The sequence below is a fragment of the Dickeya sp. NCPPB 3274 genome (assembly GCF_000406205.1).
Taxonomy (GTDB): Bacteria; Pseudomonadota; Gammaproteobacteria; order Enterobacterales; family Enterobacteriaceae; genus Dickeya; species Dickeya fangzhongdai.
Genome location: NZ_CM001979.1, coordinates 3,668,062 through 3,683,638, shown reverse-complemented (window position 1 = coordinate 3,683,638; position 15,577 = coordinate 3,668,062). Strand labels below are relative to the sequence as shown.

The window sequence follows — 15,577 nt, the reverse complement described above, 5'->3', positions numbered from 1 at the left end:
GTCCACAAGAATGTTAAAGAACAGAAAACGGCGCGGAGTATAGCAGATAGCGGGAGAAAGAGAAAACAGAGAAGTTTGTGTTAACATACGCCGGTTTTCGTTTCATATGACAGAGTCCGCATGTTACAGAATATACGCATTGTGCTGGTGGAAACTTCACATACCGGCAATATGGGGTCAACGGCCAGGGCGATGAAAACCATGGGGTTGACCAATCTCTGGCTGGTTAATCCGCTGGTTAAACCCGATTCGCAGGCCATTTCGTTGTCTGCCGGCGCCAGTGATGTCATTGGCAACGCCACTATCGTTGATTCTCTCGATCAGGCGCTGGAAGGCTGTGGTTTGGTGGTGGGCACCAGCGCCCGTTCCCGTACCTTGCCCTGGCCGATGCTGGAGCCGCGCGAGTGCGGCGTGCGCAGTATTCAGGAAGCGCAGCGCGCGCCGGTGGCGATTGTGTTCGGTCGCGAGCGCGTGGGGCTGACGAATGAGGAACTGCAAAAATGCCACTACCATGTGGCGATCCCCGCTAATCCGGAGTACAGCTCGCTCAATCTGGCGATGGCGGTACAGATCCTGTCCTATGAGGTTCGCGTCGCCTGGCTGGATCGCCAGCAGCAGGGCGAGCCGGCGCATGAGGAGAGTCCATACCCGCTGGCGGATGATCTGGAGCGTTTTTACCAGCATCTGGAAGAGACGCTGCTGCACACCGGTTTCATTCGCCAGGCGCATCAGGGGCAGGTGATGAACAAGCTGCGTCGGTTGTTTACCCGCGCCCGTCCGGAAACCCAGGAACTCAATATTTTGCGCGGCATCCTGAGCGCGATCACCAAGACCGCCTCGTCGACGGACAAGCCGCAGGACAATAGTTGAGTTATTTACTCGGTTAAATAGTTGACTGAAACACTCGGGAATGTCAGACTCATGACTGTGCTATGTATGATTGACTCATAATACTTGTCTTAATAATACATGTTTATCTTACGGATACCATTAACATGAGACTGACATCTAAAGGCCGCTACGCCGTTACCGCCATGCTCGATGTGGCGCTGCATTCAAAAGAAGGCCCGGTTCCACTGGCTGACATCTCTGAACGTCAGGGTATTTCGCTTTCTTATCTGGAACAGCTGTTTTCTCGCCTGCGTAAGCATGGGTTGGTTGCCAGCGTGCGTGGCCCGGGCGGCGGCTATTTGTTGGGTAAAGATGCCGCCGAAATCGCTGTCGGTTCGGTCATCTCCGCCGTGGATGAATCCGTGGACGCCACCCGCTGCCAGGGGAAAGAAGGGTGTCAGGGCGGCGATCGCTGTCTGACCCATACGCTGTGGCGCGATCTGAGCGACCGCATCAGCGAGTTCCTCAACAACATCACCCTGGATGAACTGGTTAATAACAAAGAGATTCTGGACGTCGCGGATCGTCAGGATGCTGACGTGCGTCGTACCGCCAACGGACGCATACAAGAAACCATTAACGTCAACTTGCGTGCCTGAAAAAAAAAGAACAAAACGCCTTGAACGTTTTGAAGTGATGTACGGAGTTTAAGAGCAATGAAGTTACCGATTTATCTGGATTATTCCGCCACGACGCCGGTCGACCCGCGCGTGGCTGAAAAAATGATGCAGTTTCTGACCCTGGACGGCACGTTCGGCAACCCCGCTTCCCGCTCCCACCGTTTTGGTTGGCAGGCGGAAGAGGCGGTGGATATTGCCCGTAACCAGATTGCCGAACTGGTCGGCGCGGATCCGCGTGAGATCGTTTTTACTTCCGGCGCCACCGAGTCCGACAACCTGGCTATCAAGGGCGCGGCGAACTTCTACCAGAAGAAAGGCAAGCACATCATCACCAGCAAGACGGAACACAAAGCCGTGCTGGATACCTGCCGCCAACTGGAGCGCGAAGGGTTTGAGGTGACGTACCTGGCGCCGCAGCGTAACGGCATCATCGACCTGAAAGAGCTGGAAGCCGCCATGCGCGATGACACCATTGTGGTGTCCATTATGCATGTGAACAACGAAATCGGCGTGGTGCAGGATATCGCCGCCATCGGTGAAATGTGCCGTAGTCGCGGCATCATTTTCCATGTCGACGCGACCCAGAGCGTGGGCAAACTGCCGATTGACCTCAGCCAGCTGAAAGTCGACCTGATGTCCTTCTCCGGCCACAAGATTTACGGCCCGAAAGGGATTGGCGCGCTGTATGTGCGTCGCAAGCCGCGCGTGCGCATCGAAGCGCAGATGCACGGCGGCGGCCACGAGCGCGGCATGCGTTCCGGCACCCTGCCGGTGCACCAGATCGTGGGCATGGGCGAAGCCTACCGCATCGCCAAAGAAGAAATGGCGGAAGAAGCGGCACGCCTGCGTAGCCTGCGCGATCGCCTGTGGAACGGTATCAACGATATCGAGGAAGTATACCTGAACGGCGACCTGGAACAGGGCGCGCCGAATATCCTGAACGTCAGCTTCAACTACGTGGAAGGCGAATCGCTGATCATGGCGTTGAAAGATCTGGCGGTGTCTTCCGGCTCGGCCTGTACTTCCGCCAGCCTGGAGCCTTCCTATGTGCTGCGCGCGCTGGGGATGAACGATGAACTGGCGCACAGTTCCATCCGTTTCTCACTGGGCCGCTTCACTACTGAAGAAGAAATTGACTACACCATCGATCTGGTTCGTAAATCCATCGGCCGCCTGCGCGACTTGTCTCCGCTGTGGGAAATGTTCAAGCAGGGCGTGGATATCGGCAGCATCGAATGGGCGCATCATTAATTCGCAGGAATCAGGACGCATATTATGGCTTACAGCGAAAAAGTAATTGATCACTATGAAAATCCGCGCAACGTCGGCTCGTTTGATTCGTCGGATCCGAGCATCGGCAGCGGTATGGTAGGCGCACCGGCCTGTGGCGACGTCATGAAGCTGCAGATCAAGGTTAACGAGCAGGGAATTATCGAAGATGCCCGCTTCAAAACCTACGGTTGCGGTTCCGCTATCGCCTCCAGCTCGCTGGTGACCGAGTGGGTGAAGGGCAAGAGCCTGACCGAAGCCGAATCCATTAAAAACACCCAGATCGCCGAAGAACTGGAACTGCCGCCGGTGAAAATCCACTGCTCGATTTTGGCTGAAGACGCCATCAAGGCCGCCATCGCCGATTACAAGAGCAAACGCGACAAATAACGGGCAGATGAATTAGAGGTTTGCTATGTCGATTTCCCTGAGCGACAGCGCTGCGCAACGCGTCAATGCCTTTATGGTCAATCGCGGCAAAGGCATCGGCCTGCGTCTGGGTGTGAGAACATCCGGTTGTTCCGGTATGGCGTATGTGCTGGAATTTGTTGATGAACTGAACACCGATGATGTGGTGTTTGAAGACAAGGGCGTGAAGGTCATTATTGATGGCAAAAGCCTGGTCTACCTTGACGGCACCGAACTGGATTTCGTCAAGGAAGGGCTGAACGAAGGCTTCAAATTCAATAACCCTAACGTTTCCAGCGAGTGCGGTTGCGGCGAAAGCTTTAATGTCTGACCGCTGGTCGGCCTGTTGACCGACTCCCGCCGCTTTGTGTGCTCCGGCATGTAAAGCGGCGGGCGCGCATTGATTGTCTGCGAACTCAGAGCACACTATGGATTACTTTACTTTATTCGGGCTGCCGATTCGCTATAACGTGGATGGCAGCCTGCTTGCTTCCCGGTTTCAGGAACTGCAGCGCCAGTTTCATCCCGACCGCTTCGCCGCCAGCCCGGAACGTGAACGCATGATGGCGTTACAACAGGCTGCGACCATCAATAATGCCTATCAGGCGCTGAAACATCCGCTGAAACGCGCGGAGTATATGTTATCTTTGCACGGTTTTGATTTAAGCAACGAGCAGCATACGCTTCATGACACCGCATTCCTGATGGAGCAGATGGAACTGCGCGAAGAGCTGGACGAGATTGAACGTCGTCCGGATGCGGAAACCGCGTTGGCGGCATTTGCACAGCGTCTGAAAGGGATGCTCCGTCAGCGCAGCGAGCAAATGCAGCGCGAGCTGGATGAGGAATCCTGGTCAGATGCGGCGGATACGGTACGTAAACTGCGCTTTTTTGATCGACTCCGGCAGCAGGTTGAACAACTCGAAGAACAATTGCTGGAACGATAAGTAAAATTCAATCCGGCGGGACCGTCGTTAGCCATATGGCCGTATCGTCGCCCGCCCGCCAATTGATGGAAGCTCAATATGGCCTTATTACAAATCAGTGAGCCGGGGCTGAGTGCGGCGCCGCATCAGCGTCGTCTGGCCGTCGGGATTGATCTGGGAACCACCCATTCCCTGGTCGCCACCGTCCGCAGCGGCGAGACGCAAACGCTGCCCGATCATGACGGACGCGATCTGTTGCCGTCTGTCGTCCACTACCATGCCGACGGGCTGACCGTTGGCTGGGAAGCGCGCCAGCAGGCGGCGGCCGACCCGGTCAACACCGTCAGTTCCGTCAAGCGGCTGATGGGACGCTCGCTCTCCGATATCCGTCAGCGTTATCCCCATTTGCCTTATCGGTTTGAAGCCAGTGAAAACGGCCTGCCGGTGTTGCAGACCGCCTCCGGTCCACGCAACCCGATCCAGGTGTCGGCCGATATCCTGACGGCGCTGACCCGGCGTGCCGAAGAGGCGCTGAATGGTCTGCCTGACGGGGTGGTGATCACCGTGCCGGCCTATTTTGATGACGCTCAGCGTCAGGGCACCAAAGACGCGGCCCGGCTGGCCGGTCTGCATGTGCTGCGTTTGCTGAACGAACCTACCGCGGCGGCGATTGCCTACGGGCTGGACTCCGGCCAGGAAGGCGTGATCGCCGTGTATGATCTGGGCGGCGGTACCTTCGACATCTCTATTCTGCGTCTTAGCCGCGGCGTGTTTGAAGTGCTGGCCACTGGCGGCGACTCCGCGCTGGGCGGCGATGATTTCGACCACTTGCTGGTCGAGTGGATTCGCGAGCAGGCCGGGATCACGGCCCGCGACGATCATCAATTGCAGCAGGTGCTGCTCAATACCGCCGTACAGACCAAGATTGCCCTGAGCGACGCACAAACCGTGCCGGTATCGGTGGCGGGCTGGCAAGGCGACATCACCCGTGAACAGTTCAACACGCTGATTGCGCCGCTGGTTAAACGCACGCTGTTGTCCTGCCGTCGCACGCTGAAAGACGCCGGCGTTGACGCGGATGAGGTGAAAGAGGTGGTGATGGTCGGCGGTTCTACCCGTGTGCCGCTCGTGCGTGAACAGGTAGGCGAATTCTTTGGCCGCACGCCGCTGACGTCTATCGACCCGGACAAGGTGGTGGCTATCGGCGCCGCGATTCAGGCCGATATTCTGGTGGGCAACAAACCCGACAGCGAAATGCTGCTGCTGGACGTGATTCCGCTGTCGCTGGGGTTGGAAACCATGGGCGGGCTGGTCGAGAAAGTGATTCCGCGCAATACCACCATCCCGGTGGCGCGCGCGCAGGAATTCACCACCTTCAAGGACGGCCAGACCGCGATGATGATCCACGCATTGCAGGGCGAGCGCGAGCTGGTGCAGGATTGCCGTTCGCTGGGACGTTTCACGCTGCGCGGCATCCCGCCGATGCCTGCCGGCGGCGCGCATATCCGGGTGACGTTCCAGGTGGACGCCGACGGGTTGCTGAGCGTGACCGCGATGGAAAAATCCACCGGGGTGGAAGCCTCCATCCAGGTGAAGCCGTCCTACGGTCTGAGCGACGACGAGATCGCCGCCATGATTACCGATTCCATGCAGAACGCGCAGAGCGACATCGGCGCGCGTATGCTGGCCGAGCAGCGCGTGGAAGCGGCGCGAGTGCTGGAAAGCCTCAACAGTGCGCTGGCGACGGATGCCGCCTTGTTGAACGACGAAGAGCGAGCCGCGATCGACGCCGCCAGCCTTCAACTGCAACGGGCCGCGCAGGAAACCGACGCCTCAGCCATTGAGGCCGCGATTAAAACATTAGATCAACAAACCCAGGAATTCGCTGCCCGCCGTATGGATGAGTCTATCCGCCGCGCGCTGGCGGGGCATTCCGTGGACGAGGTATAACATGCCCAAGATTGTTTTTCTGCCGCATCAGGACCTGTGTCCGGAAGGGGCAGTTCTGGAAGCGAGCAGTGGTGAAACCATTCTGAACGTGGCGTTGCGCAATGGCATCGAGATTGAGCACGCTTGCGAAAAATCCTGTGCCTGCACCACCTGTCACTGTATCGTCCGTGAAGGATTTGATTCGTTGGCGGAAAGCACCGAAGATGAAGACGACATGCTGGATAAAGCCTGGGGGCTGGAACCGGAAAGCCGTCTGGGTTGCCAGGCGCGTATCGCCGATGAAGATCTGGTGGTGGAAATTCCGCGTTATACCATTAACCACGCACGCGAACATTGATAGGGGGAGTCATGGGACTGAAGTGGACCGATAGCCGTGAAATCGGCGAAGCGCTGTACGATCTCTATCCTGATGTCGATCCGAAGACCGTGCGTTTCACCGATTTGCACCGCTGGATTTGCGAACTGGATGAGTTTGACGACGAGCCGGAAGCCTCTAACGAAAAAATCCTGGAAGCGATCCTGCTGGTGTGGCTGGACGAAGCCGAGTAACCGAACTGGTCAACGGGCTGCCTTGAGGCGGCCCGTTTTCTCTTTTTTATCATGGCGATAATGGGCTGATGATAACCAGGCCCAATCTGGAGTAGATGTATGACAACTGAAGCGATGCTGATTACGCTTTCCCATCAGCCGGCGGACGCCCGCTGGGGTGAGAAAGCCTCGTTAACCGCCAATGAGCAGGGATTTACCATTCATCTGTCCGGCGACAAACCGCTGGCCGTCATCCAGCGCGCCGCCCGCAAAATCGACGGGCAGGGCATTAAACACGTCAAGCTGGCCGGTGAAGGCTGGGATCTGGAAAGCAGCTGGGCGTTCTGGCAGGGATACCGCGGTCCGAAAGGCAAACGCACGGTGGAGTGGGCGACACTGGCGGACGCGCAGCGGCAGGAGCTGGATCGCCGTCTGAAGATCGTTGACTGGGTGCGCGATACCATCAACCTGCCGGCGGAAGATCTGGGGCCGGAACAGCTGGCGACCCGCGCTATCGACCTGCTGTGCAGCGTGGCGGGCGAGGCGATTTCTTACCGCATCACCAAAGGCGAGGATCTGCGTGAGCAGAACTACGCCGGCCTGCACACGGTAGGGCGCGGTTCCGAACGTTCGCCGGTATTGCTGGCGCTGGATTATAACCCGAGCGGCAAGGCGGATGCGCCGGTGCTGGCCTGTCTGGTCGGCAAAGGCATCACCTTTGATACCGGCGGCTATAGCCTGAAAGGCAGCAGTTTCATGGATTCCATGAAGTCCGATATGGGCGGTGCGGCGACGGTGACCGGCGCGCTGGCGCTGGCGGCGGCTCGCGGCCTGCAGCAGCGTGTGAAACTGTACCTGTGCTGCGCCGACAACATGGTGAGCGGCAATGCGTTCCGCCTGGGCGATATCATCCGCTATCGCAACGGTAAAACCGTCGAAGTGATGAATACCGATGCCGAAGGGCGTCTGGTGCTGGCTGACGGCCTGATTGACGCGTCTGAACAGAACCCGCAGTGGATTGTTGACTGCGCGACCCTGACCGGCGCCGCCAAGACCGCGCTGGGCAATGATTACCACGCGCTGTTCAGTTTCGACGACGCGATGATTGATTCACTGATGGATAGCGCTCGCCGCGAAGGCGAACCGTTCTGGCGCCTGCCGCTGGAAGAATTCCATCGCCAGCATTTGCCGTCCAATTTCGCCGAGCTGAATAACGTGGCCGGCGCGGCGCATACTGCGGGCGCCAGTACGGCGGCGGCGTTCCTGTCTCACTTTGTGAAAAACTATCAGCAAGGTTGGCTGCATATTGACTGTTCCGCAACCTACCGCAAGTCGGCGGTAGAACAGTGGTCTGCCGGCGCAACCGGTCTGGGCGTGCGCACGCTGGCCGACTTCCTGCTAAGCAAAGCGGGTTGAGCCATCTGTTCAGACAGGCAGAGATGCTAAAACAGGGAACGGACGCTGTCTGTAAGGTTGCAGGCAAACCCTATAAGTGAAAAATGAAGGGTTTTTCCGGCGTCAAAAACTGTGCTGAGGTGAGCGACTTCGCCGGGTGAGCCGCATGGACGGGCGGCCCGAACAGCGAAGTCGAACGCCGAAGGCGCCGCGTCAGCGGCACAGTTTAGCCACCAGCCAGTGGTCAAGGAGAGGCGGCGTTTGAGCCTCTCCTTGTCGTGCGTGCGATGGAATGGCAAAGAAACTACACCGTTTATCCCGCACGAAACTATTCACTGACCAGACAAAATTCACCGTTCGCAAGACAACACGGCTGTTTGTCTACAGCTTCACTGGGAGCAAATGCTGCCCCAGGTGTGTGCTTACCGCTAACGTTAAGCGTTGAGGAGAGTTATGGAGTTTTCACCCCACAATCGGCTGGAAGAGGTGTTAAAGCTGGCCGCATCGGAACCGGCGCACCGGCCCGAGTTTTTCAGCGAACTGCTGGAGGCCACGGTGTATGTGCTGGGCCACAGCGAAGAAGACCAAACGTTTGGCGAAGGCAGCCTGCAGGCAGGCAGCGGGCTGCAGTTGCAGCACTGGGAAAAACCGGACGGCCATTCCGCGATTCCGTTCTTCTCGTCGCTGGAGGCGCTGCAACTGGCGGTGACCGACGAGCAAGCGTTTCTGGCGTTGCCGGTCAGAACGCTGTTTGATATCACCCGTGGCGCAACGCTGTTTCTGAACCCCAAGCTGCCGTATGGCAAAGAATTTCTGCCGCAGGAGATCGAACACCTGTTGTCCGGCGAGGGCAGTAGTCTGGTGCAGCAGCACATTCTGGACGGCGGCACCGAACTGAAAATCGGTATTCCGGCCGAGATGCCGGCGCAGATGATCGATTCTCTGACCCAGCTGTTCAGCAAACACCGTAACGTAAAACGGGCGTTTTTGGCGCAGATTCAGGAACCGGATGAAGATCAGCCGCACCTGCTGATCGGTCTGGATGCTGATGGCGACGACTTAGACGAGTTGATTCAGGCGGCCGGATCGGTGGCGACCGATACCCAGCCGGACGATCGTCCGATCGATCTCTGTCTGGTGAGCAATGAGCAACCCGGCATCAGCCACTTCCTGATTCGCCATACCACGCCGTTTTACGAGCGGAAGTGGGGCAGTTTCCTGCGCGAGTTCAAGAATAGCGGCCAGGCATAGCTCACGGCTAAAGGCGGAGCGAAACGAATAAAAAAACGGCACGGGCGGATTTGCCCTGTGCCGTTTTTTTTACCGGCGAACTCACCCGGTGACGACGGGCACGTCGTCCCGCGCCCCCCATTCGCTCCACGAACCGTCATAGAGCGAGACCTGCGGCGCGTTGAGCACAAACAGCGCCAGCATCACCACCGATGCCGTCACGCCGGAGCCGCAACTGGCGACAATCGGGCGCCGGATGTCGACGCCGGCCTGATGAAAGATAGCGGCCAGTTCGTCTGCCGGTTTCAGCGCGCCGCTCTCAACCAGCAAGTTCCACGGAACGTTGAAACTCCCCGGAATATGACCGCGGCGCAGCCCCGGCCGCGGCTCGTCCACCTCGCCGAGAAAACGGGGAGCGGGGCGGGCATCGACAATCTGCTCGTCGCCGGTTTGGCACAGGGTCAGCACATCGTCCAGCGCACGAATAGCGCCGGCGGCGGGCGTCCGGGCGTGAAATACCTGGGCGGTCGGCGAGATATCGCCCTGCTCCAGCGGCAGCCCCTGCTGCTTCCAGCCTGCCAGACCGCCACTCAGGATTGAGATGCGTGGAGCGCCTGCCAGCCGCAGCATCCACCAGGCGCGCGGCGCGGAAAACAGGTTGCCTTCGTCGTAAATCACCAGATGCTGCTGCTCGTTCAACCCCAGTTTGCCCAGCGTGTCGGCAAAGGCGGCGATGTCCGGCATCATGTGCGGCAGCGGAGTCTGGTGGTCGGAAAGGGATTCAATATCGAAAAATACGGCGCCCGGCAGATGCTCCGCTCGGTATTCGGCGGTGATATCGCGCGTATCATTGCCCGGCGGCAACATACGGGCGTCAATCAGGGCGATATCAGCATCGTGGCGATGGTCGTTCAGCCAGGACGCGCTAACAAACAGTCCGGCGGCGGATGTGGACATAAAACCTCCCCGTGTGGGCCGGTTCTTCGGCCCCGAGTAAGACAAGATATTGCATTGTCTGGAATTTTTTTGACCTGGGCAAGACGTCTGACGTTAACGCCGCGCTTGGATCAATCCTGTTATATACGTATGGGTAATCAGGATAAATTTTTTTTACGAAAATGTTATTTTCCTGATGGGAAAGTCATGGCGGTGCCTCTATAATCTGCGCCACTTTGCACTGGCTGGTATTATAATTTTATCTATACCCGTCATACTTCATGTTGCAGATGCGTTGGCTTTCCTCGCTCACCCAGGTCACTTACTTATGTAAGCTCCCAGGGATTCGCTGCGTCGCCGCGTTACAAGGCTCTAATGAGCCTCGCTCACAAAGGGCACTAACTTACGTAAGCGCCCAGCAACACGCCAGCGTCGCCGCCTTCCTGCAACTCGAATTATTTAGGGTATAACCAGCTGTTATGACATGTTGTTGGATGAGGCCAATATGACGGTAGAACGTACCTTCTCTATTATCAAACCGAACGCAGTTGCCAAAAACGCAATCGGCGCGATTTACGCCCGTTTTGAAAGCGCGGGTTTCACCATTATCGCGTCTAAAATGCTGCACCTGAGCCGTGAGCAGGCGGAAGGTTTCTACGCCGAGCATCAGGGCAAACCGTTCTTTGACGGTCTGGTGGATTTCATGACTTCCGGTCCGATCATGGTTCAGGTACTGCAGGCCGAAAACGCGGTACAGCGTAACCGCGATATCATGGGCGCCACCAACCCGGCCAACGCACTGGCTGGTACGCTGCGTGCGGATTACGCCGACAGCTTCACCGAAAACGCGGTGCACGGTTCTGATTCCGTGGAGTCTGCCGAGCGTGAAATCGCTTATTTCTTCAGCGCGGACGAAGTTTTCCCGCGTACCCGCTAATTCTGGCGAAACACCGCCTTCCCCGGTAAAAAATGCGGCTGAGGTAGCGCGGGTGTTATAAAATTTGTACAATGCCGCGCCCCGGCTGAGCACGCGCTCAGCCGGGGCGTTTCTTTATCCGTTTCCCTTTCGCGCCATAACGTGTAACAACGAGGCCATGAGTCAATTTATGTCTGAGCAAACCGTATCTCCCGTCGTCGCTATGTCTGACGCTATCGCCGTTGCCGCCAACAGCAATCAAAAAATCAACCTGCTGGATTTCAACCGTCAGCAAATGCGTGCTTTTTTCGCCGAACTGGGCGAAAAGCCGTTCCGCGCCGATCAGGTCATGAAATGGATCTATCATTACTGCTGTGATGATTTTAACCAGATGACCGACATTAATAAGGTGCTGCGCGGCAAACTGCAGTCGATTGCGGAAATTCGGGCGCCCGAGGTGGTTGACGAACAACGCTCTTCCGATGGCACCATCAAGTGGGCGATTCTGGTTGACGGTCAGCGCGTGGAGACGGTGTACATCCCGGAAGAAGATCGCGCCACGCTGTGCGTCTCCTCGCAGGTCGGCTGCGCGCTGGAGTGCAAATTCTGTTCTACGGCGCAACAGGGCTTCAACCGCAACCTGCGCGTATCCGAAATTATCGGGCAGGTATGGCGCGCGGCGAAAATTATCGGCGCCGCTAAAGTGACCGGTCAGCGCCCGATCACCAACGTGGTGATGATGGGGATGGGCGAACCGCTGCTGAACCTGACCAATGTGGTGCCGGCGATGGAAATCATGCTGGATGATTTTGGTTTCGGCCTGTCCAAGCGCCGCGTGACGCTGTCGACTTCCGGCGTGGTGCCGGCGCTGGATAAGCTCGGCGACATGATCGACGTGGCGCTGGCGATTTCCCTGCATGCGCCGACCGATGAAATTCGTAACGAAATCATGCCAATAAACAAAAAGTATGATATCGAAACCTTCCTGTCCGCCGTGCGTCGCTATCTGGATAAATCCAACGCCAATCAGGGGCGTGTGACCGTGGAATACGTGATGCTGGATCACATCAACGACGGTACCGAGCATGCCCACCAGTTGGCCGAGTGTCTGAAAGACACGCCGTGCAAGATCAACCTGATTCCCTGGAACCCGTTCCCCGGCGCGCCTTACGGCCGCAGTTCCAACAGCCGTGTCGATCGTTTTTCCAAGGTGCTGATGGAGTACGGTTTCACCACCATCGTGCGTAAAACCCGCGGCGATGATATCGATGCCGCCTGCGGTCAGTTGGCGGGAGAAGTGGTGGATCGCACCAAACGTACGTTGAAGAAAAAGATGCAGCGCGACACGATTGCGGTAAAAACCGTCTGAAAATGATGTCAAATCAACCTGCCTTCTCAGGAAAGCAGGTGATAAATGCGTTTTCGGGGCTTATCATACGGTGTGGTCATTGATGACCTACAACTGCACCGGGTAGGCCGCCATCGGTGGCGGGCTGTCACGGGTGGCAGATTGCGGTAACATGTCACGGATTCGACGAGCCAGGATGGCTCGCGAGAGGAGTGTCAGGGATGAAACGGATGTTACTGGGTAAAGCCGTGGCGTTGGCCGCTGGCATGGGACTGCTGGCTGGATGCGCGCAAACGCCATCGCAACAGGTTAGTCCCGCGGCGGCGCAGACGCGGTTGCAACTGGGGCTGGAGTATCTGGCTCGTAATAATCTTGATGCCGCGCGCGACAATCTGCAAAAAGCGGAACAACTCGCGCCGGATGATTACCGAACCCAGTTGGGAATGGCGTTGTACGAGCAGCGCATCGGCGAGAATCAGGCCGCTGAGACACGTTATCGTCGCCTGCTGCGGCAGGTGCCCGCCAACGGCGGCGTAATGAATAATTACGGTGCGTTTCTCTGTGGTTTAGGGCAGTATGTAGCGGCGCAACGGCAGTTCGCAGCTGCGGCGCAACTCCCTGATTACCATCAGGTTGCCGATGCACTTGAGAACGCGGGATATTGTTTCCTCAATGCCGGTAAGCCGGATGAGGCGAGTCAGTGGCTCAGCCGTGCGCTGAGATACGATCCCGCCAGGGGAAACCGGCTTCTGGCGGAAGCGAACAGCCGCTTTGCCGCCGGGCGCTATGATCAGGCGCGATTGCTCCTGAATATTTACCAGCCATTGCTTACGGCAAACGCCGAAAGCTTGTGGCTACAGATTCGTTTCGCCGCGCTGGCGGGTCATCATGACGAGGTAACACGTTATGGCGGATTGCTGGCGCGAAGTTTTCCACAATCCAAACAGTACCAGCAGTTCTTAGCTAATGAATACTGAAGCCACTCAAGATAATACTGCAGCAACGATAATGACCCCTGGCGAACGTTTGCGTGAAGCGCGCGAGCGGTTGGGACTGACGCAACAGGTTGTTGCAGAACGGTTGTGCCTGAAAGTGTCGACCGTTCGCGAAATAGAAGACAACAATACGCCCGCTGGCCTTGCTCCTACCTTTCTGCGCGGTTATATCCGCTCTTATGCCCGACTGGTCCACCTCCCTGAAGACGAATTGCTGCCGATGCTGGAAAAACAGATCGTGCCGAGTCGCGTCTCTAATGTGGCGCCGATGCAGAGCCTGGCGTTGGGCAAAAGCCGCAAGAAGCGTGATGGCTGGCTGATGCTGTTCACCTGGTTGATTCTGCTTGGCGTACTGGGCCTGACGGTGGCCTGGTGGTGGCAGAACCATCAGGCGCAGCAACAGGAAATCAATTCGATGGTGGATCACGCCAATGCGTCCCAGAACCGTAAAGACGGGCAGGCCGCCGATGTGAACGGCGATCCGGAACCGGTGGATAACGATGAAAGCGTGGCGGGCGCGCCGTCCGGCAACGGGCAGCCTATCGCACTTAATCCGCCGGCTGCCGCGCCGTCACAGCCTGCCGTTTCTACGCCCGTCGCCCCGACGACTAACGCGCCTGCCGCCGCCAGCGCGGCGCCTCAGCGTCAGGCTCAGGCTTCAGAGCCGCCGTTGCTGAATCAGTCGGCCACCGCGCCGGCCAGTGCTGCGCCAGCGGCTGATGCTTCCGACGCGCCGGGTGCTATCGTGATGCGATTTACCGCGGATTGCTGGCTGGAAGTGGTCGACGCGGCCGGCAAGAAACTGTTCAGCGGCGTACAGCGTAACGGCAATGTGCTGAATCTGACCGGTCAGGCGCCGTACCGGTTAAAAATCGGCGCGCCGGGCGCGGTACAGGTCGAGTTTCAGGGCAAACCGGTGGATTTGAGCCGTTTTGTCAAAAGCCATCAGGTGGCTCGTATTACGCTGACGGCTCAGTAATCGTGCCGTCGCACTGGCAATTGTGGAGAAGAAGTGATGCATAACCCCGCACCCATCAACCGCCGCAAATCAACCCGGATTTACGTCGGCAAGGTGCCTGTCGGTGATGGCGCGCCGATTGCAGTGCAATCGATGACCAATACCCGCACTACCGATGTTGACGCCACGGTCAGGCAGATCAAGTCGCTGGAAAGGGTTGGCGTGGACATCGTACGCGTCTCGGTACCGACTATGGACGCCGCCGAAGCATTTCGTCTGATTAAGCAACAGGTGGATGTGCCGCTGGTGGCGGATATCCATTTTGACTACCGTATCGCGCTGAAAGTGGCGGAATACGGGGTCGATTGCCTGCGCATCAACCCCGGCAATATCGGTAGCGAAGAGCGTATCCGTTCGGTGGTGGACTGTGCGCGTGACAAAAATATTCCGATCCGCATTGGCGTGAACGCCGGTTCTCTGGAAAAGGATCTGCAGGAAAAATACGGCGAACCGACGCCGGAAGCGCTGCTGGAATCCGCCATGCGCCATGTGGATATTCTCGATCGCCTCAATTTCCACGCCTTCAAGGTCAGCGTCAAAGCGTCGGACGTGTTCCTGGCGGTGCAGTCCTACCGCTTGCTGGCGTCCCGTATCGATCAGCCGTTGCATCTGGGGATCACCGAAGCTGGCGGCGCGCGCAGCGGCGCGGTGAAATCCGCCATCGGTCTTGGATTGCTGCTTTCCGAAGGCATCGGCGATACGCTGCGCGTCTCGCTGGCGGCCGATCCGGTGGAAGAGGTCAAGGTCGGTTTCGATATTCTCAAGTCTCTGCGTATTCGTTCCCGCGGCATCAACTTCATTGCCTGCCCGACCTGCTCTCGTCAGGAGTTCGACGTGATCGGCACGGTGAATGCGCTGGAACAGCGGCTGGAAGACATCGTCACGCCGATGGATGTATCGATCATCGGTTGCGTGGTCAACGGTCCTGGCGAAGCGCTGGTATCGACGCTGGGCGTAACCGGCGGCAACAAGAAGAGCGGTTTTTACGAAGACGGTGTCCGCCAGAAAGAGCGTTTTGACAACGACGATATGATCGACCAACTGGAAGCCAAGATCCGCGCCAAGGCGTCTATGCTGGATGAAAAACAGCGTATCGCCGTCAATATGGTGGATAAGTGATTCTGATTGCATGAATGCGATCCGGCAC

At 57.7% G+C, this 15,577-nt stretch carries 17 protein-coding genes; 16 read left to right on the top strand and 1 reads right to left on the bottom strand.

Annotated elements, in window-relative coordinates; all coding sequences use genetic code 11:
- Nucleotides 1-120 precede the first annotated feature (120 nt).
- The 11 genes from trmJ to sseB all read left to right on the top strand — a co-directional run bounded on the left by trmJ (nucleotide 121) and on the right by sseB (nucleotide 9,238).
- Nucleotides 121-870, top strand: a complete 750-nt coding sequence (gene trmJ, locus DXX3274_RS16415) for a tRNA (cytosine(32)/uridine(32)-2'-O)-methyltransferase TrmJ (RefSeq protein ID WP_042860698.1) — start codon at nucleotides 121-123, stop codon at nucleotides 868-870.
- Nucleotides 871-995: 125 nt separating this feature from the next.
- Nucleotides 996-1,490, top strand: coding sequence for a Fe-S cluster assembly transcriptional regulator IscR (gene iscR, locus DXX3274_RS16410; RefSeq protein WP_013318968.1), 495 nt, complete (start codon nucleotides 996-998; stop codon nucleotides 1,488-1,490).
- Between the two features lie 57 nt (nucleotides 1,491-1,547).
- Nucleotides 1,548-2,762 (top strand): cysteine desulfurase, encoded by a 1,215-nt coding sequence (gene iscS / locus DXX3274_RS16405; protein ID WP_033569585.1) that lies wholly within the window; start codon nucleotides 1,548-1,550, stop codon nucleotides 2,760-2,762.
- A gap of 24 nt (nucleotides 2,763-2,786) precedes the next feature.
- Complete coding sequence (iscU, locus tag DXX3274_RS16400) at nucleotides 2,787-3,170, top strand: Fe-S cluster assembly scaffold IscU (RefSeq protein ID WP_042860697.1); 384 nt, start codon at nucleotides 2,787-2,789, stop codon at nucleotides 3,168-3,170.
- 25 nt (nucleotides 3,171-3,195) lie between these two features.
- The gene (gene iscA / locus DXX3274_RS16395; RefSeq protein WP_033569586.1) at nucleotides 3,196-3,519 is read left to right on the top strand and encodes an iron-sulfur cluster assembly protein IscA; all 324 of its coding nucleotides are present in this window, start codon (nucleotides 3,196-3,198) and stop codon (nucleotides 3,517-3,519) included.
- A 97-nt stretch (nucleotides 3,520-3,616) separates the two neighbouring features.
- Nucleotides 3,617-4,135: a co-chaperone HscB gene (gene hscB / locus DXX3274_RS16390; RefSeq protein WP_042860696.1), complete on the top strand. Its 519-nt coding sequence runs from the start codon at nucleotides 3,617-3,619 to the stop codon at nucleotides 4,133-4,135.
- Nucleotides 4,136-4,213: 78 nt separating this feature from the next.
- A complete protein-coding gene (gene hscA, locus DXX3274_RS16385) occupies nucleotides 4,214-6,064 on the top strand; it encodes a Fe-S protein assembly chaperone HscA (protein ID WP_042860695.1) in 1,851 nt (616 codons plus the stop codon).
- Nucleotide 6,065: 1 nt separating this feature from the next.
- A complete protein-coding gene (gene fdx / locus DXX3274_RS16380; RefSeq protein WP_042860694.1) occupies nucleotides 6,066-6,401 on the top strand; it encodes an ISC system 2Fe-2S type ferredoxin in 336 nt (111 codons plus the stop codon).
- Nucleotides 6,402-6,412: 11 nt separating this feature from the next.
- Complete coding sequence (gene iscX / locus DXX3274_RS16375; RefSeq protein WP_013318961.1) at nucleotides 6,413-6,613, top strand: Fe-S cluster assembly protein IscX; 201 nt, start codon at nucleotides 6,413-6,415, stop codon at nucleotides 6,611-6,613.
- Nucleotides 6,614-6,712: 99 nt separating this feature from the next.
- Nucleotides 6,713-8,008, top strand: a complete 1,296-nt coding sequence (gene pepB, locus DXX3274_RS16370; protein ID WP_042860692.1) for an aminopeptidase PepB — start codon at nucleotides 6,713-6,715, stop codon at nucleotides 8,006-8,008.
- 432 nt (nucleotides 8,009-8,440) lie between these two features.
- Nucleotides 8,441-9,238 (top strand): enhanced serine sensitivity protein SseB, encoded by a 798-nt coding sequence (sseB, locus tag DXX3274_RS16365; protein ID WP_042860691.1) that lies wholly within the window; start codon nucleotides 8,441-8,443, stop codon nucleotides 9,236-9,238.
- 81 nt (nucleotides 9,239-9,319) lie between these two features.
- Here the strand turns inward: sseB and sseA are convergent, their stop codons facing one another.
- A complete protein-coding gene (gene sseA / locus DXX3274_RS16360; protein ID WP_042860690.1) occupies nucleotides 9,320-10,174 on the bottom strand; it encodes a 3-mercaptopyruvate sulfurtransferase in 855 nt (284 codons plus the stop codon).
- A gap of 484 nt (nucleotides 10,175-10,658) precedes the next feature.
- On the opposite strand from sseA, the gene ndk reads away from it, so the two are divergent.
- The 5 genes from ndk to ispG all read left to right on the top strand — a co-directional run bounded on the left by ndk (nucleotide 10,659) and on the right by ispG (nucleotide 15,549).
- Nucleotides 10,659-11,090, top strand: a complete 432-nt coding sequence (gene ndk / locus DXX3274_RS16355) for a nucleoside-diphosphate kinase (RefSeq protein WP_038669379.1) — start codon at nucleotides 10,659-10,661, stop codon at nucleotides 11,088-11,090.
- Between the two features lie 169 nt (nucleotides 11,091-11,259).
- Nucleotides 11,260-12,438: a bifunctional tRNA (adenosine(37)-C2)-methyltransferase TrmG/ribosomal RNA large subunit methyltransferase RlmN gene (locus tag DXX3274_RS16350; protein WP_042860689.1), complete on the top strand. Its 1,179-nt coding sequence runs from the start codon at nucleotides 11,260-11,262 to the stop codon at nucleotides 12,436-12,438.
- A 200-nt stretch (nucleotides 12,439-12,638) separates the two neighbouring features.
- A complete protein-coding gene (pilW, locus tag DXX3274_RS16345) occupies nucleotides 12,639-13,394 on the top strand; it encodes a type IV pilus biogenesis/stability protein PilW (RefSeq protein WP_152495276.1) in 756 nt (251 codons plus the stop codon).
- Nucleotides 13,384-14,391, top strand: a complete 1,008-nt coding sequence (gene rodZ / locus DXX3274_RS16340; RefSeq protein ID WP_042860687.1) for a cytoskeleton protein RodZ — start codon at nucleotides 13,384-13,386, stop codon at nucleotides 14,389-14,391. The genes pilW and rodZ overlap by 11 nt, the downstream gene beginning before the upstream one ends.
- 36 nt (nucleotides 14,392-14,427) lie before the next feature.
- Complete coding sequence (gene ispG / locus DXX3274_RS16335) at nucleotides 14,428-15,549, top strand: flavodoxin-dependent (E)-4-hydroxy-3-methylbut-2-enyl-diphosphate synthase (RefSeq protein WP_042860685.1); 1,122 nt, start codon at nucleotides 14,428-14,430, stop codon at nucleotides 15,547-15,549.
- The last annotated feature ends 28 nt before the right edge of the window (nucleotides 15,550-15,577 follow it).